At 41.5% G+C, this 26,051-nt stretch carries 27 protein-coding genes and 1 rRNA gene; 21 read left to right on the top strand and 7 right to left on the bottom strand.

What is annotated here, in order from left to right:
* Nucleotides 1–148: 148 nt before the first annotated feature.
* Nucleotides 149–263 (top strand): 5S ribosomal RNA (gene rrf, locus C2M25_RS02575).
* Between the two features lie 1,031 nt (nt 264–1,294).
* Here rrf and C2M25_RS02570 read toward each other — a convergent pair.
* The 3 genes from C2M25_RS02570 to hslR all read right to left on the bottom strand — a co-directional run bounded on the left by C2M25_RS02570 (nt 1,295) and on the right by hslR (nt 4,391).
* The gene (locus C2M25_RS02570) at nt 1,295–2,833 is read right to left on the bottom strand and encodes a phosphoenolpyruvate carboxykinase (RefSeq protein ID WP_105174425.1); all 1,539 of its coding nucleotides are present in this window, start codon (nt 2,831–2,833) and stop codon (nt 1,295–1,297) included.
* A gap of 277 nt (nt 2,834–3,110) precedes the next feature.
* Nucleotides 3,111–3,956, bottom strand: coding sequence for an Hsp33 family molecular chaperone HslO (gene hslO, locus C2M25_RS02565; protein WP_063701894.1), 846 nt, complete (start codon nt 3,954–3,956; stop codon nt 3,111–3,113).
* A gap of 12 nt (nt 3,957–3,968) precedes the next feature.
* A complete protein-coding gene (gene hslR / locus C2M25_RS02560) occupies nt 3,969–4,391 on the bottom strand; it encodes a ribosome-associated heat shock protein Hsp15 (protein WP_105180332.1) in 423 nt (140 codons plus the stop codon).
* 206 nt (nt 4,392–4,597) lie between these two features.
* Between hslR and gspC the strand changes: the two genes are divergently transcribed.
* The 13 genes from gspC to C2M25_RS02495 all read left to right on the top strand — a co-directional run bounded on the left by gspC (nt 4,598) and on the right by C2M25_RS02495 (nt 16,664).
* Nucleotides 4,598–5,539: a type II secretion system protein GspC gene (gspC, locus tag C2M25_RS02555; protein WP_105180331.1), complete on the top strand. Its 942-nt coding sequence runs from the start codon at nt 4,598–4,600 to the stop codon at nt 5,537–5,539.
* A 22-nt stretch (nt 5,540–5,561) separates the two neighbouring features.
* Complete coding sequence (gspD, locus tag C2M25_RS02550) at nt 5,562–7,625, top strand: type II secretion system secretin GspD (protein ID WP_063701900.1); 2,064 nt, start codon at nt 5,562–5,564, stop codon at nt 7,623–7,625.
* Nucleotides 7,618–9,183 carry a type II secretion system ATPase GspE gene (gene gspE / locus C2M25_RS02545; protein ID WP_063701902.1) on the top strand — a complete coding sequence of 522 codons (1,566 nt, stop codon included), beginning with the start codon at nt 7,618–7,620 and terminating at the stop codon, nt 9,181–9,183. Before gspD ends, gspE begins: the two co-directional genes overlap by 8 nt.
* A gap of 2 nt (nt 9,184–9,185) precedes the next feature.
* On the top strand, nt 9,186–10,421 hold the full coding sequence (gspF, locus tag C2M25_RS02540; RefSeq protein ID WP_063701904.1) for a type II secretion system inner membrane protein GspF: 1,236 nt from the start codon (nt 9,186–9,188) through the stop codon (nt 10,419–10,421).
* A 78-nt stretch (nt 10,422–10,499) separates the two neighbouring features.
* A complete protein-coding gene (gene gspG / locus C2M25_RS02535) occupies nt 10,500–10,919 on the top strand; it encodes a type II secretion system major pseudopilin GspG (RefSeq protein ID WP_063701906.1) in 420 nt (139 codons plus the stop codon).
* A gap of 55 nt (nt 10,920–10,974) precedes the next feature.
* A complete protein-coding gene (locus C2M25_RS02530) occupies nt 10,975–11,574 on the top strand; it encodes a prepilin-type N-terminal cleavage/methylation domain-containing protein (protein ID WP_063701909.1) in 600 nt (199 codons plus the stop codon).
* A complete protein-coding gene (gspI, locus tag C2M25_RS02525; RefSeq protein WP_105180330.1) occupies nt 11,574–11,948 on the top strand; it encodes a type II secretion system minor pseudopilin GspI in 375 nt (124 codons plus the stop codon). Before C2M25_RS02530 ends, gspI begins: the two co-directional genes overlap by 1 nt.
* Entirely contained in the window at nt 11,948–12,598 is a 651-nt protein-coding gene (gspJ, locus tag C2M25_RS02520; RefSeq protein ID WP_063701911.1) for a type II secretion system minor pseudopilin GspJ, read from the top strand. The genes gspI and gspJ overlap by 1 nt, the downstream gene beginning before the upstream one ends.
* Nucleotides 12,595–13,590 carry a type II secretion system minor pseudopilin GspK gene (gspK, locus tag C2M25_RS02515; protein WP_063701913.1) on the top strand — a complete coding sequence of 332 codons (996 nt, stop codon included), beginning with the start codon at nt 12,595–12,597 and terminating at the stop codon, nt 13,588–13,590. Before gspJ ends, gspK begins: the two co-directional genes overlap by 4 nt.
* Nucleotides 13,587–14,798, top strand: a complete 1,212-nt coding sequence (gspL, locus tag C2M25_RS02510; protein ID WP_063701916.1) for a type II secretion system protein GspL — start codon at nt 13,587–13,589, stop codon at nt 14,796–14,798. The genes gspK and gspL overlap by 4 nt, the downstream gene beginning before the upstream one ends.
* A complete protein-coding gene (gspM, locus tag C2M25_RS02505) occupies nt 14,795–15,268 on the top strand; it encodes a type II secretion system protein GspM (protein ID WP_063701918.1) in 474 nt (157 codons plus the stop codon). The genes gspL and gspM overlap by 4 nt, the downstream gene beginning before the upstream one ends.
* 3 nt (nt 15,269–15,271) lie before the next feature.
* Nucleotides 15,272–16,030, top strand: coding sequence for a type II secretion system protein N (locus C2M25_RS02500; RefSeq protein WP_105180329.1), 759 nt, complete (start codon nt 15,272–15,274; stop codon nt 16,028–16,030).
* A gap of 19 nt (nt 16,031–16,049) precedes the next feature.
* Nucleotides 16,050–16,664 carry a YecA/YgfB family protein gene (locus C2M25_RS02495; protein ID WP_063701922.1) on the top strand — a complete coding sequence of 205 codons (615 nt, stop codon included), beginning with the start codon at nt 16,050–16,052 and terminating at the stop codon, nt 16,662–16,664.
* Here the strand turns inward: C2M25_RS02495 and C2M25_RS02490 are convergent.
* Both C2M25_RS02490 and C2M25_RS02485 read right to left on the bottom strand, forming a co-directional pair.
* Nucleotides 16,661–16,864: a hypothetical protein gene (locus tag C2M25_RS02490; RefSeq protein WP_105180328.1), complete on the bottom strand. Its 204-nt coding sequence runs from the start codon at nt 16,862–16,864 to the stop codon at nt 16,661–16,663. The two genes, C2M25_RS02495 and C2M25_RS02490, sit on opposite strands and share 4 nt — an antisense overlap.
* Entirely contained in the window at nt 16,864–17,223 is a 360-nt protein-coding gene (locus C2M25_RS02485) for a hypothetical protein (protein WP_054564062.1), read from the bottom strand. Before C2M25_RS02485 ends, C2M25_RS02490 begins: the two co-directional genes overlap by 1 nt.
* Before the next feature lie 278 nt (nt 17,224–17,501).
* Here C2M25_RS02485 and ccoG point away from each other — a divergent pair, with 278 nt between their 5' ends.
* From ccoG to C2M25_RS02460, 5 genes are all read left to right on the top strand, one after another.
* On the top strand, nt 17,502–18,932 hold the full coding sequence (gene ccoG / locus C2M25_RS02480) for a cytochrome c oxidase accessory protein CcoG (protein ID WP_063701926.1): 1,431 nt from the start codon (nt 17,502–17,504) through the stop codon (nt 18,930–18,932).
* A gap of 65 nt (nt 18,933–18,997) precedes the next feature.
* The gene (locus tag C2M25_RS02475; RefSeq protein ID WP_063701928.1) at nt 18,998–19,972 is read left to right on the top strand and encodes a serine/threonine protein kinase; all 975 of its coding nucleotides are present in this window, start codon (nt 18,998–19,000) and stop codon (nt 19,970–19,972) included.
* A gap of 30 nt (nt 19,973–20,002) precedes the next feature.
* Nucleotides 20,003–20,626, top strand: a complete 624-nt coding sequence (locus tag C2M25_RS02470; RefSeq protein ID WP_063701930.1) for a thiol:disulfide interchange protein DsbA/DsbL — start codon at nt 20,003–20,005, stop codon at nt 20,624–20,626.
* Nucleotides 20,627–20,644: 18 nt separating this feature from the next.
* Nucleotides 20,645–21,283: a thiol:disulfide interchange protein DsbA/DsbL gene (locus tag C2M25_RS02465; protein ID WP_063701933.1), complete on the top strand. Its 639-nt coding sequence runs from the start codon at nt 20,645–20,647 to the stop codon at nt 21,281–21,283.
* A 58-nt stretch (nt 21,284–21,341) separates the two neighbouring features.
* Nucleotides 21,342–21,797: a DUF523 domain-containing protein gene (locus C2M25_RS02460; protein WP_063701935.1), complete on the top strand. Its 456-nt coding sequence runs from the start codon at nt 21,342–21,344 to the stop codon at nt 21,795–21,797.
* Between the two features lie 2 nt (nt 21,798–21,799).
* On the opposite strand, the gene trmA is transcribed toward C2M25_RS02460, so the two are convergent.
* The gene (gene trmA, locus C2M25_RS02455; RefSeq protein ID WP_105180327.1) at nt 21,800–22,897 is read right to left on the bottom strand and encodes a tRNA (uridine(54)-C5)-methyltransferase TrmA; all 1,098 of its coding nucleotides are present in this window, start codon (nt 22,895–22,897) and stop codon (nt 21,800–21,802) included.
* A gap of 164 nt (nt 22,898–23,061) precedes the next feature.
* On the opposite strand from trmA, the gene C2M25_RS02450 reads away from it, so the two are divergent.
* Nucleotides 23,062–24,180, top strand: a complete 1,119-nt coding sequence (locus C2M25_RS02450; protein WP_063701940.1) for a DUF5610 domain-containing protein — start codon at nt 23,062–23,064, stop codon at nt 24,178–24,180.
* Between the two features lie 65 nt (nt 24,181–24,245).
* A complete protein-coding gene (gene murI, locus C2M25_RS02445) occupies nt 24,246–25,040 on the top strand; it encodes a glutamate racemase (RefSeq protein WP_063701943.1) in 795 nt (264 codons plus the stop codon).
* Here murI and C2M25_RS02440 read toward each other — a convergent pair.
* Nucleotides 25,003–25,482, bottom strand: coding sequence for an RNA recognition motif domain-containing protein (locus C2M25_RS02440; RefSeq protein ID WP_105174436.1), 480 nt, complete (start codon nt 25,480–25,482; stop codon nt 25,003–25,005). The genes murI and C2M25_RS02440 overlap by 38 nt on opposite strands.
* Nucleotides 25,483–26,051 lie beyond the last annotated feature (569 nt).

Below are 26,051 nucleotides of genomic sequence, written 5' to 3'. Positions count from 1 at the left end.
AACGCGTTTTATGACAGCGTAACAGACAGAAGTTAAGAAACTAAAGTAGATTTTACGAAGCTGTAAGCCATAAGCTTTAAGCTGTAAGAAAATATCAGATTTCCGAATTTATTAATTTGCTCAAAAGAGCGAATTAAAACCAAATTTGCTTGGTGACAATAGCGTTTTGGACCCACCTGACCCCATGCCGAACTCAGTAGTGAAACGAAACAGCGCCGATGATAGTGTGGCATTTGCCATGTGAAAGTAGGACATCGCCAGGCTCCAAATTAAAGAAAGCCCGATTCGAAAGAGTCGGGCTTTTTTGCGTCTGGAGCTGTCAGCTTTCAGCCGTCAGACGTCAGCTGAAATACAGAGATATCAGACGTCAGATATTAGATGTTAGTTGAACTGCGGGGTTGTTTTGTACAGAGTCACCCTCAGCAACACCCCGTAGGAGGCACTTCAGTGCCGAATAGACAAGAGACATCAGACGTCAGATAATAGATGTCAGTTGAACTGTGGGGTTGTTTTGTACAGAGTCACCCTCACTAACAACCCCGCGTAGGAGGCACTTCAGTGCCGAATAGACAGGAGACATTAGACGTCAGATATTAGAGGTCAGTTGATCTGTGGGGTTGTTTAGTAAAGAGTCACCCTCCTCAGCAACAAAACCCCGTAGGAGGCACTTCAGTGCCGAATTCAGACCAGAACAAACACATTCACGGCTAAATAGTTAGCGAGTTGTTAGTTAGCAAGGGTAAAGTTGAACTGTTGGTTTGTTTAGTAACAGAGTCACCCTCAGCAACAAAACCCCGTAGGAGGCACTTCAGTGCCGAATTCAGACCAGAACAAACACATTCACGGCTAAATAGTTAGCGAGTTGTTAGTTAGCAAGGGTAAAGTTGAACTGTTGGTTTGTTTAGTACAGAGTCACCCTCAGCAACAAACCCCGTAGGAGGCACTTCAGTGCCGAATCTAGACCAGAACAAACACATTCATGGCTAAAGCCATTCCTACAAGTAAACTTTGCCTAGAGCCTAGAGCCTAGAGCCTAGAGCCTAGAGCCTAGAGCCTAGAGCCTAGAACCTTCTGTAGATGAAGACGCAGTACCAAACACCCACACCGCGCGGCTGATCGCTGACGGCTGAAAGCTTTGTGTTGGGTTTCGCTGCACTCTACCCAACCTACGCCAGACCTCAAACTTTACTCTTTCAACTTTCCCCTCGCTAACTTTACTCTTTCTAACTTATACCCCAAAAACAAAAACGCCAGCATATAGCTGGCGTTTTTTAATCTTTAGGTAAGCTTGGTATTAAGCTTTTGGACCTGCTGATTTGATTGCTTCTGAAACATCGTATTTAGCGAAGTTTTCAGTGAAGTCAGAGGCTAGTTTGTTTGCGTATTCTGCGTACTTCTCTTTATCTTCCCATGTGTTGATTGGGTTAAGAAGTTGGCTGTCTACACCAGGAACTGCCACTGGTACATCTAAGTTTAGAACGTCGATGTGTTGCGTTTCAACATCAGCAAGTTTACCTGATACGATTGCGTCAACAACAGCACGTGTTGTTGGGATATCGAAACGTTGACCAGTACCGTAAGGGCCACCTGTCCAACCTGTGTTAACTAGGTATACTTTAGCGCCAAATTCACGTACACGCTTCATTAGAAGCTCTGCGTAAACGCCAGCAGGACGAGGGAAGAACGGAGCACCGAAACATGTTGAGAATGTAGACTCGATGTCGCTTGTTGAACCGATTTCAGTTGAACCCACTTTCGCTGTGTAACCGCTTAAGAAGTGGTATGCAGCAGCTTCTTCAGTTAGTACTGAAACTGGTGGTAATACACCGCTTACGTCGCATGTTAAGAATACAACGGCTTTTGGCTCACCAGCACGGTTTTCTACTTTACGTTTTTCAACGTGCTCTAGCGGGTAAGCTGCGCGGCTATTTTGTGTAAGGCTTGTATCATGGAAATCTGGTACACGGTTTTCGTCAAGTACCACGTTTTCTAAGATTGTACCGAAGCGAATTGCATTCCAAATAACTGGTTCGTTCTTTTGTGAAAGATCGATACATTTAGCATAACAACCACCTTCGATGTTAAATACGCTACCTGGTGCCCAACCGTGCTCGTCATCACCGATAAGGAAACGAGTAGGGTCTGCAGATAATGTTGTTTTACCTGTACCAGATAGACCGAAGAATAATGCTGTATCGCCTGCTTCACCTACGTTTGCAGAGCAGTGCATTGGTAACACACCTTTTGCAGGAAGTAGGAAGTTTTGCACAGAGAACATTGATTTCTTCATTTCGCCAGCGTAGCGCATACCAGCTAGTAGTACTTTACGTTGTGCGAAGTTGATGATTACAGTGCCGTCACTGTTAGTGCCATCACGCTCTGGGTCACATACAAATGACGGTACGTTCATTACCTGCCATTCTGGGAAGTCCGCAGTATTGTATGTTTGTGGTTCGATAAACATGTTTTTGGCAAAAATATGGTGCCATGCAGTTTCTGTCGTTACTACAACTGGTAAATAGTGCTCAGGATCAGCGCCAACTTCTAGGTGAGAGATGAAGTGGTCGTTGCTTTTCACGTGATCTTCAACACGTGCCCATAACGCATCAAACTTGTCTGCATCGAATGGGCGGTTTACGTTGCCCCATTGGATTTCGTTTTCAGTGCTTGGCTCTTGAACAATAAAACGATCTTTTGGAGAGCGGCCAGTGCGTACACCGGTTTTAGCAACAAAAGCACCATTAGCGGCTAGAGTCCCTTCGCCACGACGAATAGCGTGTTCGACAAGTTCAGCTGCTGTAAGATCAACAAAACTAGTAGCGTTTGCAGTCATGTTTATACCTAAATTGTGAGAGATTGAACGGGATAGCTCTGGGGTTCTTAGTTTTCCCTTTTGCTGAAATAATAGTAACAGAAGGATTAGGGATATTCGAGTGTCTGAAGGGCTTAAAAAGGCATATATTTGGCAAAAAACATGAATAATTTCAATGATACCGGTGTCATAAAATGACGCATTTTCATGACACCGGTATCATTAGTTTTGAAATTTTTTTTAATAAAAAAGCCGCACTGATGGCGGCTTTTAATATAATAATATTTATTATGGTGTATTAGTTAAATATGGCTTTAATATCTTGCTCATTGAAAATGTAATCTTTTAAGCAATAATGACAGCTAATTTTTACTTCACCATTTGCTTGTACATCAGCTAGTAATTCGTCTTGACCAACATTTACTAACGCAGCAATTGTTTTGTCTCGGCTACAGCCACAGCGGAAACTAATAGACTGTGGTTCGAATAACTGAGGGTTATCTTCATGGTACAGTCGAGTTAGCACAGTGTTTGCATCTAAACCTAGTAACTCTTCATCTTTAATTGTGTTGCTAATCGCTTCTAGATGAGTGAAGTCTTCTACCGACTTTTCTTTATTCACCGGTAATACTTGTAAGAATAAGCCAGCTGCTTTTGCTGTGTCTGCTGTTACTTCTGTTGCAAACCAAAGACGGGTTTTTAACTGTTCCGATTGCTCAAAATAGTTTTCAAGGCATTTATCTAAGCTATCGTGCTCTAACGGTACAATACCTTGGTATCGTTCACCTTTAGTTGGCGTAATTGTAATAACCATATAGCCATTACCAATTAAGTCTTTTATTGAGCTTCCTGTTACTTCACCTTGTAGACGCGCGATGCCTCGCATGTTTTGTTTATCGTCACCATTAATTACGGCATATTTAACAGGGCCATCGCCTTGTAGTTGAACAGCGATTTCGCCTTCAAACTTTAATGTGGCCGTTAATAAGCAAGTAGCAACAAGCAATTCACCTAATAGGGTTTGCACAGGTGCTGGGTAATTATGGTTTGCGATCATCTCTTGATAAGTATTTTCAATTTGTACGAGTTCACCACGTACATCGAGCTGATCAAATATATAACGATGAAGTAAATCTTGTTGCATGAGTTGCATTACCTAACTTGATTTCATTTTTAACAGTTCACGTCTTTGCTTTTTATCTGGTTTACGATCAGGGTGTGGAGCAAAGAAGCTGTTGTTCTTACGGGCGATAGCATTTGCTTCGCGTTTCTCAATACTTGCTTGAGTTTCTTGGTATAAGGTTTGTGCAATGGGGGCGCCTTGACGTTTTTCAAGGATCTTTTCAATTGTCACCACCTTTTCGTCGACCCCTTGTAGCAGTTTTACCATTGCACCCAGTTCGACTATTTTGCTGGGTTTGGTACGTTGACCATTATAATGTACTTTGCCGCCTTGCACCATGTCTCGTGCTATTGAACGGGTTTTATAAAAGCGTGCAGCCCATAACCATTTATCAAGGCGCACGCTTAATTCGTCTTGTTTGTCTTGCGACTTATTAGTGTTACCTTTTGACACAATTGTGCTCTTTTAAAGCTGCTTATATATAGGCAAAATTTACCATGAAACTTAATCACAAAGAAACAGTCATAATAATTCCTTGCAGCCCCTGTTCGTCGAATTTACCTTGTTTACAAAGTTTAATATACGTGCGCTTGTTGAATGAAAAATGAAAAGGTACTATAGGCCAGCTATCAAGCAGTAAATTAAAATAAGAAATAGAGTTTATGGATCAACACTTACAACAAGTTAAACAGTTTTTAAACGGCTTACCTCATGCCAAGCTAAGTGCATTTGTAGTGCTGTTAGTTGTTGTTTATATTGCCTTTTTGTCATCTAAGTTGTTCTGGCTGGTGTGGCCTGAACCCGACTCAAAAGCGTTGCCTACAGCGGGTGTTAATACCTCGGCTAAACGCGCTGAGGCTGTCAGCTCTCGACAAATTATCGAACAAAATTTATTCGGCAAAGTTGTTGTCGAAACTAAAAAACCTGCCGCAAAACAAAATCAAGTCATTAACAACGCCCCTGAAACGCGTTTAAGTATTAACCTAACGGGTATTGTTGCGGTAAGCCAAAATGACCAAGCGGGTCTTGCAATTATTGAGTCACAAGGTAAGCAAGAGACGTATGTGGTGGATGATGCTATTTCTGGAACACGTGCCAAGCTTGCTCAAGTACTGCCCGACCGAGTGATTTTAGATGTTAGTGGGCGTTTTGAAACCTTAATGCTTGATGGTCTCGATTTTACAAAAACAGTTTCTATGCCTGTGTTGGCAGAGCGTGAAGAGTCAGAGTTAACTGAAGGCCCGCAGCTTGATGAGAATAATGAAATTAATGCGACTGAAGATGAAGAAGTAAAAGAAGCGCTTATCGAAACACGTGAGGAAGTATTAGACGATCCCGGTAAATTATTTGACTATATTCGCGTCTCTCAAGCGATGGTTGATGGTGAGTTAGTAGGGTATCGCTTAAGTCCAGGTAAAGATCCTGCTTTATTTAAGCAGATGGGATTAATGAATAATGATTTAGCTATTGCGATTAATGGCTATCAATTAAATGATTTGAAACAGGCAATGTCAGCAATCAACGAATTACGTAATAGTACTGACGCAAGTATCACTATCGAACGCGATGGTGAGCAAATTGATGTTCAATTTAGCCTGCAATAACTAGCTTTGGAGTTTTTATAGAATGGTTCACGCGCTACACCTCACAAAAATCAAAAAAGGGTTAGCTAAATATGCAGCGCTTTTTTTATTAACAGGATTATCGCTTTCAGTATCTGCTGTTGAATATGCGGCTAACTTTAAAGGCACTGATATTAATGAGTTTATTAATATCGTTGGTAAGAATTTAAATAAAACCGTGATTATTGACCCGAATGTGCGCGGCAAAGTAAACGTGCGCAGCTACGAGTTAATGGATGAGAAGCTTTATTATCAGTTCTTTTTAAATGTACTTGAGGTTTATGGTTATTCAGCTGTTGAAATGGATAACGGTATTCTTAAAATCGAAAAAAGTGCAGATGCGAAAAAATCAAACGTGCCACTGATCACCGAAGATAATCAAGCCAGTGGCGATATGATGGTGACACGTGTTGTACGTGTTAAAAACGTAAGTGTACAAGAGCTAGGTCCATTAGTACGTCAATTTAGCGATCAAAAAGATGGTGGTCATGTTGCCAACTTTAATGCTGCTAACGTAATGATGTTAACGGGTCATGCTGCTTCAGTTAACCGCTTAGTCGAGATTATTCGCTCGGTTGACCAAGCTGGTGACAAGCGTGTTGATATCGTAAAGCTTAAATTTGCCACAGCGGATGATGTGGTGTCTGTTGTTGAGAACATCTACAAAGATAGTGGCAAGGGCAGCATTCCTGAGTTTTTAATTCCTAAAGTAGTCGCAGATGGCCGTACTAACAGTGTTATTGTCAGTGGTGAAGCGCAAGCGCGTACTCGTGCTGTTGAATTGATCAGTCGCTTAGACGGTGAATTAGAAAACCAAGGTAACACTAAGGTTATCTACCTTAACTATGCAAAAGCAGAAGACCTTGTAAAAGTACTACAGGGCGTAAGTAAAACTCTGGCAGAAGATGCACAAGGTGGCGCGACTAAAACACGTACGCGTAGTAAAGGCGAAACCAGTATCGAAGCGCATCCTGATTCAAACTCGCTCGTTATTACTGCACAACCAGATACCATGCGCTCGCTTGAGCAAGTCATTGAGCGTCTTGATGTTCGTCGTGCGCAAGTACTCGTCGAAGCTATTATCGTTGAGGTATTAGAAGCTGACGGTATCAACTTAGGCTTGCAGTGGATTTCAGAGCAAGGCGGGATGATGCAGTTTAACAACGGTACAACAGTGCCTGTTGGTTCGTTAGCTGTTGCAGCAGAACAAGCGCGTGATGAAACTATTACTAAGACGGTCATTGGTTCTGAAACCGGCGTTGCTACCGAATATGAAGAAACATCAGAAGGTGACTTAACGGGACTTGCTTCACTGCTAGGCGGTATTAACGGTCTAGCCATGGGTATTGTTAAAAACGACTGGGGTGCAATTATCCAAGCTGTTTCAACCGATACTAACTCTAATATTCTTGCTACCCCGTCTGTAACGACCATGGATAACGAAGAAGCATCAATGATTGTTGGTCAAGAAGTACCGATTATCACAGGCTCGCAAACAGGCTCAAATAACGCTAATCCATTCCAAACTGTTGAACGTCAAGAAGTCGGTGTGAAGCTAAAAGTAACACCACAAATTAATGATGGCTCAGCAGTTCAATTAACGATTGAGCAAGAAGTTTCAAGCGTAAGTGGTGCTACAGCGGTTGATATTTCAGTTAATAAACGTGCAATTAAAACTACGGTTATGGCTGATGATGGTGGCATGGTTGTACTAGGCGGCTTGATTGATGAAGACGTGCAAGAAAGTGTCTCTAAAGTGCCATTGTTAGGTGATATTCCGATACTTGGTCATTTATTCCGTTCAACCAGCACTAGTAAGCGTAAACGTAACCTGATTGTCTTTATTCGTCCTACCATTGTGCGCGATGGCATTAGCATGAATAAATTAAGCCACTCGAAATATAACTTTATTCGTGGTGAACAACACAAACAAAAAGAAGATGGTATTGATTTAATGCCGTTGACGGATGCACCAATCCTTCCTGAATGGAATGACGCCTTGGTATTACCGCCAACTTACGAAGAATACCTGAAACAACAAAACGCGAATGAGCGCAACGATGACTAATGCAATTACAGAAATCAATGACGAGCTAGCATCCGACGCGCCAGCAAATCATGATGAGCTGCTAACAAGTGATGATCTTGTTAGCTTGCCGACTAAGCGTTTGCCGTTTTCGTACGCGCGTCGTACCGGTGTGCTGTTAGGTAAAGATCAAGATAACTGGACTGTATACTACCGAGGTGAGTTAGACGTTGATGCTTTACTAGAGGTGCGTCGTATCGCAGGTCATGGATTTGCGTTAGAGCAATTGCCTGACGATAAGTTTGAGCTATTACTTGAAGCCTCATACCAGCGAGATAGCTCTGAAACACAGCAAATGATGGAAGATATCGGCAACGAAGTTGATTTATTCTCGCTTGCAGATGAATTACCGCAAACTGAAGATCTCCTTGCTGGTGATGACGATGCGCCAATCATTAAACTGATCAACGCGATGCTGAGCGAAGCAATTAAAGAAGGTGCTTCAGATATTCATATCGAAACCTTTGAGCAAGAGCTGGTAATTCGTTTTAGGGTTGATGGCGTACTAAAAGAAGTACTAAAGCCTAACCGTAAACTCGCGTCATTGTTAGTGTCGCGTATTAAGGTTATGGCAAAGCTAGATATTGCTGAAAAACGTATCCCGCAGGATGGCCGTATTAGTTTACGTATTGCTGGTCGTGCTGTTGATGTGCGTGTATCGACGATGCCATCAAGCTTTGGTGAGCGAGTTGTATTGCGTTTATTAGATAAGAACAACGCACGCCTGAACCTTGAAGATTTAGGTATGACGGAGCGTAACCGTGAATTGTTCGCTGATTTAATCAGTAAGCCGCACGGTATTATCTTAGTAACCGGTCCTACGGGTTCAGGTAAAAGTACCACCTTGTATGCGGGTATGAGCCAAATCAACTCTCGGGATCGCAATATTCTTACTGTTGAAGATCCAATCGAGTACGAGATCCCAGGTATTGGTCAAACTCAGGTAAATACCAAAGTTGATATGACCTTTGCCCGAGGCTTACGTGCCATTCTTCGTCAAGACCCTGACGTCGTAATGGTTGGTGAGATCCGTGACCTTGAAACAGCGCAAATTGGTGTGCAAGCGTCATTAACTGGTCACTTGGTTATGTCGACACTGCATACGAATACAGCGGCCGGTGCTATTACGCGTATGGAAGACATGGGCGTAGAGCCTTTCTTGCTTTCATCGTCGTTATTAGGTGTATTGTCACAACGTCTAGTGCGTACATTATGTAATAGCTGTAAAGAAGGCCACGTTGCTGATGAGCGTGAGTGCCAGCTACTGGGTGTAAACCCTGCTGAGCCGCCAACAATTTATCGTGCAGTTGGTTGTGAAGAGTGTAACTTCAATGGTTATCGCGGTCGAACAGGTATTCATGAGTTACTCGTTGTGGATGAAACAATTCGCGAAATGATCCACAACGGTAAAGGCGAGCAAAGTGTTGAGAAATACATTCGCAAACACAGCCCGAGTATTCGCCAAGATGGCTGTAATCGTGTCTTAGCAGGTCGCACAACCTTAGAAGAAGTCTTGCGTGTAACACGTGAGGAAGGTTAATCATGGCAGCATTTGAGTACCGTGCCCTTGATGGTAAAGGTAAAGAGAAAAAAGGCATTCTTGAAGCCGATACGGTAAAGCAAATACGCCAAACATTGCGCGATCAAGGTCTCATGCCTTTAGAAGTTGTCGCTGCGGCTGAAGGCGAAAAGCAAACAAAAGGGGCGAAGAGCTCTTTATTTGGAAGCTTCTTCAAGCCAAAAATTTCGACTTCTGATTTGGCGTTGATCACCCGCCAACTAGCAACGTTGATCCAGTCAGCTTTGCCGGTTGAAGGGGCTGTCATGGCGGTGGCCGAGCAGTGCGAAAAGCCACGTTTAAAGCGTATGCTGATGGCTGTACGTTCAAAGGTTGTCGAAGGTTATACCTTAGCGGATGGTATGAGCGAGTTTCCGCATGTATTTGATGATTTGTATCGTGCCATGGTGGCAGCCGGTGAAAAATCGGGTCACCTAGACCAAGTTTTAAATCGTTTAGCAGATTATACGGAACAACGTCAGCACATGCGCAGTCAAATCACACAGGCGATGGTGTATCCGACCATTCTTGTGGTGTTTGCTATTGCGATTGTGTCGGTATTATTAGGTACCGTGGTACCAAAAATCTTGAAGACCTTCGAAAAGTCGAAACAAGTATTACCATGGACCACCGAATGGGTAATGGCTGCGAGTAATTTTGTACAAAATTACTGGTTTATAAGTTTAGTCATTATAACCGTGTTAGCAGTGGCCATTAAGCAAGCGCTTAAGCAGCCGCATATTCGTTACTGGTATGACGAAAAAGTGCTTCATTTACCGGGTATTGGTAAGGTTGCACGGGGTGTTAATACGGCACGTTTTGCGCGTACTTTAAGTATTTTATCGTCAAGCTCAGTGCCGCTACTTGAAGGGATGCGTATTTCAGGTGGTGTACTGGTTAACGAGAAAATGAAAAAGTCGGTGCAAGATGCGGCAACGCGCGTAAGTGAAGGGGCGAGTCTTCGTGCTGCACTTCAGCAAACCAAACTTTTCCCACCTATGATGCTACATATGATAGCCAGTGGTGAAAAATCAGGTGAACTTGAGCAGATGCTTGAGCGTGCGGCTAATAACCAAGATCGTGAGTTTGAGAGCATGGTAAACGTGTCTCTGAAACTATTAGAGCCCGCGATGATTGCTTCAATGGCGGTAATTGTATTGTTTATTGTTATGGCAATACTCCAGCCGATTATGGCAATGAATAAGGCTGTAGGTCTTTAAATTAGGGAACACTAGAGCAATTAGCAGCTAACACTGCCGCTCTATAATAAATTTTTGAAGAAAGTTAGAGGTATTTTTGTGAACAAACAGTCAGGTTTCTCATTACTAGAAGTCATGGTAGTACTGGTTATCATCGGTATGATCATGTCAATTGTGGCGCCAAATATCATGGGTCAGCAAGAAGAAGCTGCAATCGATAAAGCACATTTAGATATTCAACAGATTGAAGATGCGTTAAGCCTATACAAGCTTAAAAACAAAGCGTATCCAACCACAGAGCAAGGCTTAGAAGCGTTAGTAACTAAAACGAGCATTGAGCCGATTCCAAAGCGTTTCCCTGACGGTGGTTTCCTTGAGAAGTTACCAGAAGATCCATGGGGTAACCCTTATCAGCTGATCAGCCCGGGAGAAGTAGGCAAAATCGATATTTTCTCAATGGGTCCTGATGGTGAAGCAGGTACTGATGATGACATCGGTAATTGGGATGAAGAAAAGTAATAATGCCTAAATTCAGCCAACTGAACAAAGCTTATACACAGCAAGGCTTACTATTATGGTAAGCCTTGGTCGTTTGCGTTTAGCTGGCCGTGCTAAGCACGCGAAAGGGTTTAGCCTCATCGAAATTTTAATGGTGCTCGTGGTGATTGGTTTTGTCACCAAAATGGTTGCCTATAGCTTTGATGGTGGTGCAGAAGAAGAGCTAGAAAAACAAGCGCTCAGATTACATACCACAATTAATATGGCGTCTGAGTTTGCGATTTTAAATCAGGTTGAGCTGGGTTTTCATCTTGACCAAGATACCTTTGAATTTTTAGTTTTTGACGGTGATAAGTGGGTTACGTTTGACCGTGAAAAACTGTTTGCCCCGATTAAGGTTGATGAGCGCTTTAAGCTTACTCTTAACCTTGATGATTTAGCCTGGGCACAAGATAACTTGCTAGAGCAGTCAAACTGGCGAGAGTTAATGAGCGGTGGTGACGAAGACAGCCTACTTGAGCTACAAAAGCTCAAAATACCGCAAGTACTTATTTTATCTTCTGGCGAAGTCAGTGCATTTCAATTGGTTTACGAGCTTAAAGATGAGCGTGAACCGCAGTATTTTATCGAGGGCGAATTTATGGCTCCGGTAAAGTTTCGAATGGAGCCTGAATAATGAATAAGTCAGCAGGTTTTACCTTACTCGAAGTGATGGTTGCATTGGCTATTTGTGCGATGGCGGGTATTGCAGCGATGCAAGCAACCGGTGAGCACATCAATCATCTTTCGTCGATTGAAGAACAAACTTATGCCTCTTGGGTCGCTGAAAACGTGATGGTTGAACAACGTGCCAAAGGCGATAAATGGACAGGTAAAAGCGGTGTTAAAGGTACTGAAACACTCGCTGGCTTTGAATGGTATTGGCGTCAGGAGGTGGTTCCTACTGCTGATAAAACCTTTGTAAAGGTAACCATCAACGTGTTCGCTGATGAAAAGCTTGAGTACCCAGTATATGAGCTTTCTACTTATTTAAATAAAGGTGATAAGTAGTGAAGCAACGCGGTTTTACCTTACTTGAAGTCATTATCGCCATGGGTATTTTAGCCTTTGTGGTGCTATCGACCCATCAAATTCTAGATTCGACGACTAAAGCGAAAGATGCCTCAGATGAAACGATTGCTGAGTTGAATGGTTTACAAACCTTGTTTCGATTAATGGATCAAGACTTTAGTCAAATGACTAAACGCCAGGTGCGTAACGAAGCCGGTGATTTTCAAGAAACGTATATCTTGGCTGGGCGCTATGTTCTTGATAGTCAGTACGATGGTATTGGTTTTGTACGTGATGGTTGGGTTAACCCAATCAATTTACTGCCGCGTTCTGAACTGCAAGCGGTTGGTTATCGCGTTATAGATGACAAACTTGAACGTGTTTACCGTGTCTATGTTGACCAATTAGATAACATGGAGCCGCGCTCACAAGTTATTTTAGAAAACATCGAAGATCTAAAATTTGAATTCTTAGATGATAAAGATGAGTGGCAAGAACAGTGGCAAATTAAGGCGCTGCCAAAAGCAGTGGCAGTCACCATTCAAAAAATGGAGCAAGAGCCAATTCGTCGCGTGTTTTTAGTGCCAGGTGAAGGCAAAGTAACTGCCCAAGTAAATAATGGCAATAATGGAACAGGTGGCACGCCATGATTGCTACTAAACGCTCAAAAGGTGCAGCACTTGTTATTGTGTTATTTATTGTGGCGCTTGCGGCTATGCTCGCCGTTGAAATGAGCGCTAATTTAATGGTGCAAGTGCAGCGTAGTAGTAACATTCAAAATCATCAGCAGGCAAAATGGTATGCGTTTGCTGCTGAAGAGTTGGCTATTAAAGCGCTAAAACAAACAAAAAAAGATGATCCGGATAAAACCCACCTTGGGCAAATTTGGGCACAGCAGGGTGGCGTGCCTTATCCAGTAGATAATGGTACCTTGAGTGGCACAATCACTGACTTACAGGCATGTTTGAACTTAAATGCCCTGCATGTAAAGCCCGATCAACAAACGGATCCTAATAATAAAACGAATCCAGCACATAAGGCATTGTTGGCGTTATTAGAAAACATTGAGAATTTACCAACTGATGAATCAGAAGAAGCCATGGCCGATAGCGTGTTTGATTGGTTAGACGCTGATAGTATTACCTATCGCTCAGGTGCGGAAGAAGATGAGTACTTATCACGAAAATACCCATACATGACCGCAAATAGTTATTTTGCCTCAACTTCAGAGCTTCGTTTAGTAAAAGGTTTTAACCCACTTGTAATGGAAAAAATCTTACCATTTGTGTGTGTTATTCCAGGTAGTGAATTGCTACAAATAAACGTAAATACATTGCCTGTAGAAAGCGCAATTATATTAAGCTCGCTGATAGATGGTTTGAGTCTTTCAGGTGCTGAAGCGGTATTATCATCACGTCCTCAAGATGGTTATGATGATTTAGAAGCATTTTTTGAAGAGGTTAATCAACAAGGCGCACAAAATGTGAAAGCCGTTGAAGACCTATTCAGTATCAACAGTGAATATTTTAAACTACAAACGCAGGCTGAATTTGCAGAGCTGCGTTTTTCGATGACCACCTTACTCCATGCCACTAATGGTACAGTAACGATACTGGCGCGAAAATTTGGAGGCGTACAGTGACAGAAATATTGTTGATCCGTACGGGTCAAACATTAAAAGACAGCCTTAATTGGCTAATTTACTCACCAACAGAACAAGAAATAATTGCCAGCGGCGAAATCGCCAATGCATCACAACTTGGTGAGCTCACAGAAAAAGCGCAATCACGGGAAGTAGTCGCGTTATTACCAAGTGATCAAGTACAACTAAAAACAGTCGCTTTGCCAACAAAGTGGAGTCGCAAGCTAGAGCAAGCACTTCCTTACATGCTAGAAGAAGAAATAGCGTGTGATGTTGATGATTTATTCATAGCGATTGCAGAGCCAACACTCATTGATGAGAAGCATGCGATTAATATCGCGATGACTGACCGTGAATGGTTCGAGCAATGGTTAGCTGAATTTAATGAGCATGGTATTGAAGTCTATAAAGTTCTGCCGGATGCTTTATTGTTACCTGATGTTGAGGACAACACTCAATTACGCGCTATTGAGCTGAATGGTCAATGGTTGTGTAAGCATGGTAATTGGCATATTGCTGCTGTGGAAACAAATTGGCTTGCTGGTTACTTAACAGCATTGGGCAATCCTCGTGTGGCACACTTTAGTCCTGCAACGGGTTTTCCTGATACGGTTGAGCTAACTGCTCAGACGGATCAATACGATTTACCATTAGCCTTATTTGCCAAACAACTACCTGAGGTGAAATTCAACCTTCGCCAAGGTGTTTATCAGCTTAAGAAAAAGTCAGCAATTTGGTGGGGCTATTGGCAAAAAGCCGCAATTGCAGCAGGTGTGGCATTAGTATGCAGTGTCGGTGTTAAGTCGCTAGAGCTTTATAAGTTAAATAGCCAGCTTGAAGCGGCAAAAGCCGAAGTGGTTGCAAATTATCAGCGTGCGTTTCCTGACAAAAAAGTACGTCCGCAGCTTATCCGTAGTCAAATTCGTAGTGAGCTTGCTTTATTAGAAGGTGGCAGTACAGCGGGTTTCTTGGATTTAACTAATGATCTGGTCTCAATTTTTAGTGAAGTTAAAGACTTCACACCGGAAACGCTGCGTTATGACCAAGGTCGTAACGAGTTACGTATTCGTGCACGAGGCAAAGATTTCCAGTCATTCAGTAAAGTAAAAGCAATTTTAGAACAGCGTGGCTTAACCGTTGATCAAGGCTCGCTGAACAATGATGGTGATTATGTCGTTGGTGAAATTAAGTTACGAGGTGCGGCATGAAAAACCAATTGATCAATTATTGGCGCTCATTAAAAGAACAAGAGCAGCAACTTGTGATGGTTGCAGGTGTTGTATTCGTTATTTTCGTGCTGGTTATGGGGGTCTTTCGTCCACTTAACGCAGCTATCGAAAAAGCAGAGCAAGACACAATAAAACAGCAAGAGCTGCTAGCCTGGGTTGACGAAAGTATTATTAAACTTAAAGCGAGCGGTAACGCACGTAATACGAACAACCGTAGCTTAAGCCAAATCGTTAATAGCACCCGTAATCGTTATCAAATTAGCATTAGTAAAATGCAGCCGAATGACAATTCACTTCGTTTAACCATTGATACTGTTGAGTTTAATAACCTTGTTGAATGGCTTGATGAATTGGTTAATTCGCATGGCGTACTAATCGAAAATTTAGATTTAAGTAAAGATGACAAATCAGGCTTTGTGCGTGTAAGTCGTTTGGTACTAGAGAAGTAAACGATGAAAAGAGTTATTTTATTAATCACAGTGTTTGTGATGTGTTTTTTGGTGTTTACGATTGTAAAAACACCCGCTGCCGTTGCACTTGATATAGCGAAGCCGCATTTACCAAAGCAATTACAATTAGGTAAAGCCAGTGGCACGCTTTGGGACGGCCGCATTATGCAGGTACGTTTTGATGGTGAGCAATTAAATAATGTGCGTTGGCAGTTATCTGGCTGGTCACTATTTACAGGCAAATTGAAAGGGACGGTACGCTTTGGTGATCCTCGTGATAAAGCGGATATTTCGGGTAATGCTGATTTTTCATATGGTTTATTTAACCAAGCCGTCACCGTGAAAAAGACCACGTTACGCTTAACTGTTGAGCGTGCCATGGAGCGTTTACAACTTCCTTTACCGGTTAGTGCGCAAGGTCGTGTGATTGTAGATTTAGATGAGTACAGCTCAGGCGAGCCATACTGTGAAAGCCTAAGCGGCGAAATCGCGAGCCCGAACATTGATGTGAAAGGAATGAATAATTGGTTTAGCATTGGCCCTCTTAGCGGCCGTTTAAGCTGTAAATCGGGTGATGTAGCAGTACTTGTTGACCCAGAAAACCGTTTAGGGCTTGAAGCTGACGCAGTATTAAAAGCGAACTTTGACTTTAAAGTGGCAGGTTACATTAAACCTGAAGCAAGCTTACCAAAAGAAGTGCACGATGCTGCGAAGTTCCTTGGTCGCCCTGATAACGAAGGTCGTTATCCGCTTAACTTTTAAATTGGATTAGTCGAACAGTATGCAATTACCTGAGTTTTCAAAGCAGCAAAGCGAGCTTCTCAGTCAGTTTTTAGCGCAGCATCAGGACGCACTTAGCTTGGCACAAACGCAAGGCTACTTGTTTGCCGTGATTTGTGCACCTGAGCCGCTTGATGTACATCAATGGTTAGAAGAGGTTGCGCCTGGTTCTGATGGGCAAATGGACGAGCAAGTGCTGTTTGCATTTATGGCCCTGTATCAGCAGATCAGTGAGCAAGTATTTGAAACAGGTTTTGCATTACCTGTGAGCCTACAGCTGAGCTCACAGGGGCAACAATACCTAGATGTTCAAGAGTGCCAGCATTGGAGCCAAGGTTTTATGCACGGTGCGCAAGGCTACGTTAACAAGCTATTAAGCGCGCCACAGTTAGCTGATGAGCTTAAAGAAGCCTTGGCTAGTGCACTGCAAAGCTTAGGCTTTTTTACCCTTGAAACGAGTGAAATTGCAGCCCTAGCAGCTGATAATGGTTTATCTGAAGGGCAACTATGCCAGCAGCAGTATGAAGTGATGAATGAGTTTGCCGCTGGCTTTGCTGAGCTTATTGAAGTCGTTGCTGTAAATAGCCAACTATATAATGACGAGGGCTGGAACTAACCCAGCTCTAACAGAATGTCTGTGCAACCTTTGGCACAGCGGACAACGCCTTTACCTGACTGATCAGTTTTCAAATCTAAGGTGAGGGCGCCTTTGCATACTTCGCAGTATAAGGTTTGCCCTTTGCCCAGCTTTTTTAGCATATTGCGTTGTTTGGCAAACGAGTCGCTGGTTTTTTTGTTTAAAGCAGAAAAGTCCATTACTTGTTTAACCTTTCTTCAAGCGCATTCGAGACGATACTACATACACGGTTTAAGCGTTCACCATAAAAATACAAGTTAATATCTTTTTCACGGCAGTAGTGTAAGTGAAAAACTTGTAGTTTATCGTCTGTGGTAAATGTCTCTTCAATATACTCAAGCTCTGAATTAGATAAATTCAGTTGTGACTTAATATTATTCTTAGCCATATTTGCCGCAGGACTTCGGTTGACTTTACTGGCATCTGAAATAAGGCTGACACCTTCTCCTAGTAACCTTTCTCTTGGCTCTTTGATCAAAGGATGATCAATCGTGAAAAGTGCTAAAATAATAAGCACTAAAATAAGAAATTTTTTCATAGCACAATAATCTTTGATCTAAATAAATACGGTATAGGTGCAAGTTTAATAAAATGGTCGTTTTAAAAGCAAGCAGATAAGATTAAATAATTAAAACGTCGTATTTTCGATCAATTCCTGAAATTTTTTATAGATTGAGTATAATGCTTTTATAGGTTTAAAGTTTCAGAAATCTTTGAACGTAATGAGATGTATTCTGATTTGCTTATTGGCACAGAGAACCTCTTACTGCAAACATATGTTTGAGTATTATTTCCTAGTGGCGTTGAGGAATTTTAATGGATAAACAGATTAAGGTTAAAAATATCCCGACGGAAGTAAAAATCCAGAAACCGGAAAACGCTTCCCTCGATGATAGATTTAATCCACGTAACCGTATTTATGTTAGAGCTGTAACAGGTTTACACCAATTGCTAAGACAGCGAATTGGTTTTGTCGGCATGCTTGCATTTATGTTACTACCTTGGATTAACTTCCACGGCCAACAAGCTGTATTGTTTGATTTGGTAGGGCAAAAGTTTAACATTTTTGGTTTAACGCTTTGGCCACAAGATCTGACTATCCTTGCTTTCATTTTAATGTTGGCGGCGTTTGCATTGTTCTTGGTGACGACCTTCTATGGTCGGGTCTGGTGTGGTTATACCTGTCCGCAAACCGTTTGGACTTTCATTTTTATTTGGTTTGAAGAAAAGTTTGAGGGCAGCGCAAATCAGCGTAAGAAACTAGACCAACGCCCGATGGATTTTGATAAGTTTTGGCGTAAAAGTGCTAAACACGGTAGTTGGTGGTTATTTTCACTTTATACCGCATTTACTTTTGTTGGTTATTTCACGCCTATCCGCCAGCTTTTGCCTGATCTGTTTACGCTTGATGCAACAGCCTATTCGTATATTTGTTTAGCCGTATTTGCAGTATGTACGTATGGGAATGCGGGTTGGATGCGCGAGATTATGTGTTTACACATTTGTCCTTATTCTCGCTTTCAATCAGCGATGTTCGATAAAGATACCTTTACCGTGAGCTATGACGAAGCGCGTGGTGAAAACCGTGGTCCACGTTCACGCAAGCAAGATCCAAAAGAAATGGGTTTAGGTGATTGTATAGATTGTAACTTATGTGTGCAGGTGTGCCCAACGGGGATCGATATTCGTAACGGTTTACAATACGAGTGCATTAACTGTGGTGCATGTATTGATGCATGTGATGGGGTGATGGATAAAATGAATTACCCGCGTGGACTTATTTCCTACACCACAGAACGTAATTTAGAAACGCCAGACAACAAAACACATGCACTGCGTCCTAAGTTAATTGGCTATCTAGTTATCTTAGTGGTGTTAACGGGTGCGCTGGTGGCAAATATTGCGATGCGCAAACCGATGGACTTAGATATCATCCGTGACCGTAACCAGTTATACCGTGTTGACTTTAATGGCATGGTTGAAAATACCTATACATTAAAAGTTATCAACAAAGCGCAACATGATCAGACCTTTAATATTCGTGTTGAAGGACTCGATAACTTTGAATACATTGGTAAGCAGACATTCACCGTACCTTCTGGTGAATCTTACAATGTGCCATTGTCATTAGTGGTTGACCCTTATGATTTGAAAAAGCCAATGACGAAGTTTGAGTTTGTACTTTCTGTCGATGGTGAGCCAGATGTGCAGATTTCGCAGCCGAGTAACTTCTTTAAGGCGCGATAATTAAGTACACTGAGCAAATGAATAAAAAGCGGGATTTTCCCGCTTTTTTTATATGATGAGACATTATGAGTAAATTTAGTTTTGTTGACCTCACACCCGATTCAATTTTAGATGCAGTTGAAAGTATCGGTGTTTATGCTGAATCGGGACTGCTGGCCTTAAATAGCTACGAGAACCGTGTATATCAATTTAAAGCAGAAGATGGTCATCGTTATGTTGTAAAGTTTTACCGACCAGAGCGCTGGAGCAAAGCACAAATATTAGAAGAGCATGCCTTTGCATTTGAACTTGCTGAAGCTGAAGTGCCGGTTGTTGCGCCTGTAATTATCGAAGGGCAAAGCTTGTTTGAGCATGATGGTTATTTGTTTGCGTTATTCCCAAGTGTGGGAGGGCGCATTTTTGAGGTCGATAATTTAGATCAACTCGATGTACTTGGTCGTTTAATTGGGCGAATGCATCAAGTTGCAAAAGCAAAGCCATTTGAACATAGGCCTGTGATCAGCTGCGAAGAATATCTGCAGACAGCTAAAGTTCAGTTACAAGCAAGTAACTTGGTGCCAATGGCTTTAGAAACTGCGTTTTATACCATCTTAGATTTGGTGATAAAAGAAACCACCGCGCAATATAAAAATGTTGAAACCATCCGCCTGCACGGCGATTGCCATGCCGGTAATATATTGTGGTCTGGTGATGCATTAATGTTTGTTGATTTAGATGACAGCCGACAAGGGCCTGCAATTCAAGATCTTTGGATGATGCTCAGTGGCGATCGTAACAACCAACTGTTACAGTTAGACACCTTAGTGGCTGCTTATGAAGAATTTTGCGACTTTGATCACAGCCAATTAAAGTTGATTGAACCGCTCAGAGCGATGCGAATGGTGCATTACATGGGGTGGTTGGCAAAAAGATGGGATGATCCTGCGTTCCCACGGAACTTTTCATGGTTTGCTGAAGACAAATATTGGGAGCAGCAAATACTAGCGCTAAAAGAACAGCTTGCAGCGTTACAGGAAGCGCCATTAAAATTATTACCATAAATTTTAAAAGTTAAGAAAGACGAGAAAACAATGTTTAAAAAATTAAAGTTAAGTCTACTCATTTTATGTTTACCATTTGCGGCCCTAGCAGCTGATTTTGAAGCAGGTAATCAATACGAAGTATTAAAAACCGAAAAGAGTGCAACGCCTCAAGTAACCGAGTTCTTTTCATTTTATTGCCCACACTGTTTTCAGTTTGAACCGGTTGCAAAAGCATTATCTGCCAACCTGCCTGAAGGGACTGAATTTGTAAAAAGTCATGTTAACTTTTTAGGTGGTGTGTCTAAGGAAACGCAAAGCAACTTGAGCTATGCCTACTTAATTGCTAAGCAACATGGCAAAGGTGAGCAAGTTGCTGATCAAATTTTTAATAGCATCCACAGACAGCGTGCTTTACTCAAAGATATGAAAGACGTAAAAGCATTACTTGCGACTAATGGTATTAGCAACGACGTGTTTGATGCTGAAATTTCAAGCATGCCAGTGATTAGTGCTGAACAAGCAATGCGAGACAAACAAGAAAAGTATTCACAAATGCGTGCCTTAACAGGTGTGCCTACTTTTATCGTCAATGATAAATATAAAATCAACTTAAATACCATCAAGAGCCAGCAGATGCTTGATGAGTTAGTCGAATTTTTATTAAAACAATAATTTCGGAGTAATGAAGTAATGATCAAATTAGTAAAAGCTGTATTAATGGCAGCCACGCTAGGTTTAGCGGCAAATGCCTCAGCAGCGCAATATGAAGAAGGTAAGCATTATGAAACGATTGATGCGCGCGCTTCTAAAAAGCCAGAAGTAAAAGAGTTCTTCTCATTCTATTGCCCGCACTGTAATACATTTGAGCCTATCGTTGCTGATCTTAAAACGATGCTTAAAGAGGGTGTTAAGTTTAAAAAGAGCCACGTAAATTTTGTTGGCCCTCGCGATCCAGAAATCCAAACTGTTTTAGCACAGGGTTATGCAACTGCAACGGTATTACCAAATAGCGATAAGTTAGTTGCAGCTGTGTTTGATCATATTCACACTAAGCGTGCACGTATTAATGAACTGGCAGACATGAAAGACATCTTCGTTGCACAAGGTGTAACAGCAGAAGACTTTGATAAGTACTACAACAGTTTTTCTGTGCGCACGATGGCGTCTAAAATGACTCGCGATCAAGAATACTATCAACAAAAAGGTGCGTTAAAAGGCGTTCCAACCTTTATTGTTAACGGTAAATACCGTTTAATCTTAGGTGCGGATTCAGGTATTAGCGATGCGAAGAGCATGGCAGACTTAATTAATTACCTAGCTGATAAATAAGCTCAATTAAATTTAATTAAAAGCTCCGTTCGCGGAGCTTTTTTGTTGGTAAAGAAAAATGCAAAAACTATTAGTTTCAAGCTGTTTGTTAGGAACCCCTGTTCGTTATGATGGGCAATCGCAAAATTTACTTCATCCAGGCTTAGAAACACTTAAACAACAGGGAAGGTTAGTGGCATTTTGTCCTGAAGTGGCTGGTGGCTTACCGACACCAAGGCCGCCTGCAGAAATTAAAGCGGGCAGAGTACTTACCAAAGATGCGCAAGATGTCACAGTACAATTTGCTTATGGCGCAGAACAAGCACTTAAGCTTTGCAAAAAGCAAGGCATTCATTTTGCATTATTAAAAGAATCAAGCCCATCATGTGGTCGCAATACTATTTATGATGGTAGTCATTCAGGAAAGAAAATATCAGGGATGGGGTTAACTGCAAAACTGTTAACCGACAACAATATAGAAGTCTTCAGTGAGCAGCAGTTGCCAGCGCTTTTTGCTGCGCTGGCAGAGAAATAATTTTATTTGCGTTGCAAAAACACACCTGATTCGATGTGGTGGGTGTAAGGGAATTGATCAAAAATCGCAAAGCGTTTTACTTCATGGGTTTTGCATAAGTGATCAAGGTCACGCTCTAGGGTATCGGGATTACACGAGATATAAATAATGTTGTCGTAGTTGGCAACTAAGTCACATGTCAGTTTGTCCATGCCTGCGCGTGGTGGATCTACCAAGATTGTTTGGCAGTTATAGCTTTTCAGATCTATGCCATCTAAACGCGAGAAGGTACGTTCGCCTTTCATCGCTTGAGTGAACTCTTCACTCGACATACGAATAATATCTAAGTTATCAACTTTGTTCTGTGCAATATTGTATTGCGCTGAGTAAACCGATGATTTTGATATCTCAGTGGCTAATACGCGATCGAATGAACCGGCAAGGGCAATAGAAAAGTTTCCATTTCCACAATATAGCTCAAGCAAATCATTGCTAAGTGGTTGGCAAAGCGCTTGTGCCCACTCGAGCATTTTGATGTTCACTTTCGCATTTGGTTGTGTAAAGCTATTTTCGACTTGTTGATAAATAAGCTCTTTACCGTTTACGTTAAGACGCTCGATAACATAGTCATTACCAATCACTTCTTTTTGCTTACGAGCACGACCAATAAAATCAATTTTAAACTGTGTGCTAAGTGTTGCCTTAAGCTCTTTAATTGCTTGCAGCCACTGCTCATCTAATTGTTTGTGATATAACAAGCTAACAAGGATTTCGCCACTTAAACTTGATAGGTAATCGATTTGAAATAGCTTACGGCGCAGAACTTCGCTACCTTTTAAGTTTTCGATCATGGCTTGCATAACTTCACCTACTAAAGGTGCTGCAGGGTCAAACTCATCAACGCGGATTTTTTCTTTAGTTTGTTGATCAAACATGATGTGAAACAGGTCTTCACCTTCATGCCATACTCGAAACTCTGCACGTTGGCGGTAATGAATAGGATCAGAGCCAAACACTTCTAATTTTTCGACACCAAAACGTCGAAACTGTGAGGTGATGCGCTGCTCTTTCTCACTCAATTGTGCATCGTATTGAGTTGTATCAATTTTTATAACCGCCATGGCTGATTACCTTTTATCTCTTAGCTTTATAACGGCGCTATTGTAGGGAGCGCTGAGGATTTGTCTAGTTTTGTTATTTATTTTAGTGTCGTTTTTTTATACAAAAAACTTAAGTTCTGTGGTTTTTGGTCGATAATGAGTTAACCATAACATGGAGTCGGATCATGAAAATTGGCAACCTAGGCTATATGCCTAATACAAATGTGAATAAATACAATGGTAAGCAGGCATTGCAACAGCCTACCATTCAAAATCGTCAAGATAGTTATCAACAACGCGGACGTGAGCTCGCGGCAAAAGTTCTTGATGATAAACTTGCAGAGGCATTAGGCCTACCTAAAGCCGAAGAGAAAAAAGATAAGCCGCTGTTCGACTTTGAAGAGATCGTAAAAAACGTTCTCGACTTTGTTGGCGGTGCACTTCGTAAAGCAAAAGCCGATGGTGCTGATGATGAAAAACTCAAAGGCATGCTAGGTGATGCACGTAAAGGTGTGCAAATGGGCATCGACGATGCGTATGGTGAGCTTAAAGAGTCAGGCATTCTCAACGATGACATTGAAGAAGGGATCAAAAAGTCTAAAGAAGGTATCTACAAAGGTATTGATGAATTAGAGGAAGACTTGTTCAATCCTAAACCGAATGCGGTTTCAGTAAGCCAAGCTCAGTATATTAGTTTAAGTAATAACGCTGAATACACCTTCACCACCGCTGAAGGTGATGAAGTGAGTATTAGTTTTGCAGATGCATATCAAAGTAAGTCAGCAAGCAGCTATAGCAAAAATGGTGATAACGAGGCCTTTGTCAGTGAATCGTCTCAATCTCGTGACTTATCATTCTCGATGACAGTCAATGGCGATCTAAATGAGCAAGAGCAGCAAGCTATCAATGAACTGATGGAAGACTTACAAAGTGTCAGTGAGACATTCTTCTCTGGTTCATTAGAAGATGCCTTTGAACAAGCTAAAGAGTTGAACTTAGGCAACGAGCAACTTGTTGGCTTTACGATGGATCTGAAACAAACCAAAACAGTGGCAGCTATTAAAGGCTATGAAGAATATAAACCAGCCCCTGAAAAAGAAGTTGCTGAGAAAATTGCGCCATTTAATGACGACTTGAAGCAGGCGTTTAATAAAGCGGGCGATATTGGTTTGCAAAATGAACTAGCTGGCATCTTACAATGGTTAAACCAAGATAAAGAAGAAGTCAGTAAGTTGGTAGATTATACCAAAGCCATGTTTGAGCAAATGAATAAGCTACGTTCGGCAACAGAAGAAGAAGCGTAGCCCTTCTTTCTTTTTATTAAGCCACATGGCAAACTGCTGACCTTTGATGATCCGAGGTAAGCAGTTTGTCAGTTCATATAATGGTGTTTGATTCAGGTATAGGTGGAACAACCGTACTAGAACAGATCCAAGCTGTGATCCCTGATGCTGATTATAGCTATTTTATGGATAATGCTTTATTGCCTTATGGCGCACAAAGCCAGCAAACGATCATCGCTCGTCTTTTTGCACTACTAAAGTTTATAGAAACAGCAAACTTACACGTAGATATCCTAGTTATTGCCTGTAATACCGCTTCTACCTCTGCATTAGAAACTATTCGCCCTAATACAAACATCGAAGTTGTTGGTGTTGTACCTGCGATAAAGCCTGCGTGCGCTATTAGTAAGAGTAAACATATTGGTTTATTGGCAACACCATCGACGACTAAGAGTCGCTACACTGCAAACTTAATTAGTACTCATAGCCAAGGCACACAAGTTAGCTTATATGGATCAACGGCGCTGGTGGAAATTGCTGAAACACTATTTCATACGCAGAAAATCAATAAAGCAAAGCTTGAGAAAGTATTGAGTGATTTAGCGATAGCAGAAGATATAGATGTATTAGTTCTTGGTTGTACGCATTTCCCATTACTCGCCAGCGCGATTAGTGATTACTTCAAACAACAGGTATTACTCATTGATTCAGGTAAAGCTATTGCTAAGCGCGTTGAAAGTTTGATTACTTTACGAGGCTTTACTTTTACAACCGATAAAAAAAAGCCGCTGCATTACTATGCAACGGCTCCTATAGGTCATTCGCAATTACGCGTTGAGCTGATTACGCTGACTGATCAGATTCCTCACGGAAACCATTAGCCTCGTTCTCTTGTTTTTGTTTTGCTTCACGCACTTTTAAAGTACGTTGTTGGAACTCGCTATCATTTAATTGATTGATTGCGTTATCTGCATCCGCTTCTGCCATTTCAACAAAACCAAAGCCACGACGTTTACCTGTATTTTTATCTTTTAATAAACGTACGTTGAAAACTTTGCCTTGCTCTTCAAATAAAGCACGAACAACACCTTCATTAGCACGATAAGGTAGGTTGCCAACATAAAGTGTTTTTGTTTTTACTTCGGCCTCCTCACTTGACGTTGATGAAAGTGCTGCAATAACTAAAGCACCAATTAATAAGCCTGCACCAAATAGTAATGCTGGGTCCAAAGCCAAGCTTGCAAATGCAAACTTAACAACCACAAAACCTAAAACAGCAAGAATAACTGAGAAAAGAAAAGATTTTTGATCGGGTAATTTCATTTTGATCTACCAATAAACAAGAAATAAACATTAATTTAACATTGTGAACTTGCTATCTTAACGAGTTAAATGAACATAGCAATGAAATTTGCATGAAATTATGAATATTGGCTTAAAAAACAGCCATAATAGCGACCGTTTTTGCTGTTTTCGGTAATTTTAGTTCGCTTTTTGAGCGAACAGTAAAAAGATCGAAAAAAAGTGTTGATCTGTTTTTGGATCTCCCTATAATGCGACCCCACTGACACGGCGGGCAGCAACGAAAGGCGCTGAACAACGTAGCAGAGAGTTAAGTGAAGCTTCGGTTTCAAATAATCGAAAGAAAGTTTGAAATTAAGTGTTGACTCGAAAATTTAAGGATGTATTATACGCATCCCTAGCGACAACGTCGCAACGTTCTTTAACAATATAAAGCAATCATCTGTGTGGGCACTCGTACAGATTGAGTTCTAACAGCGAAGCTTAGTTTACTAAGTGGAGCAAACAAATTTAGAGTCTCAATTTCTTATGAGTGACTATATAGTCAATTTATACAGAATTCATTGAGCACGAAACTTCGGTTTCAAAAA

The organism is Pseudoalteromonas sp. T1lg21, from assembly GCF_002964625.1.
GTDB lineage: Bacteria > Pseudomonadota > Gammaproteobacteria > Enterobacterales > Alteromonadaceae > Pseudoalteromonas > Pseudoalteromonas gelatinilytica.
This window is presented reverse-complemented; position numbering and strand designations above follow the sequence as displayed.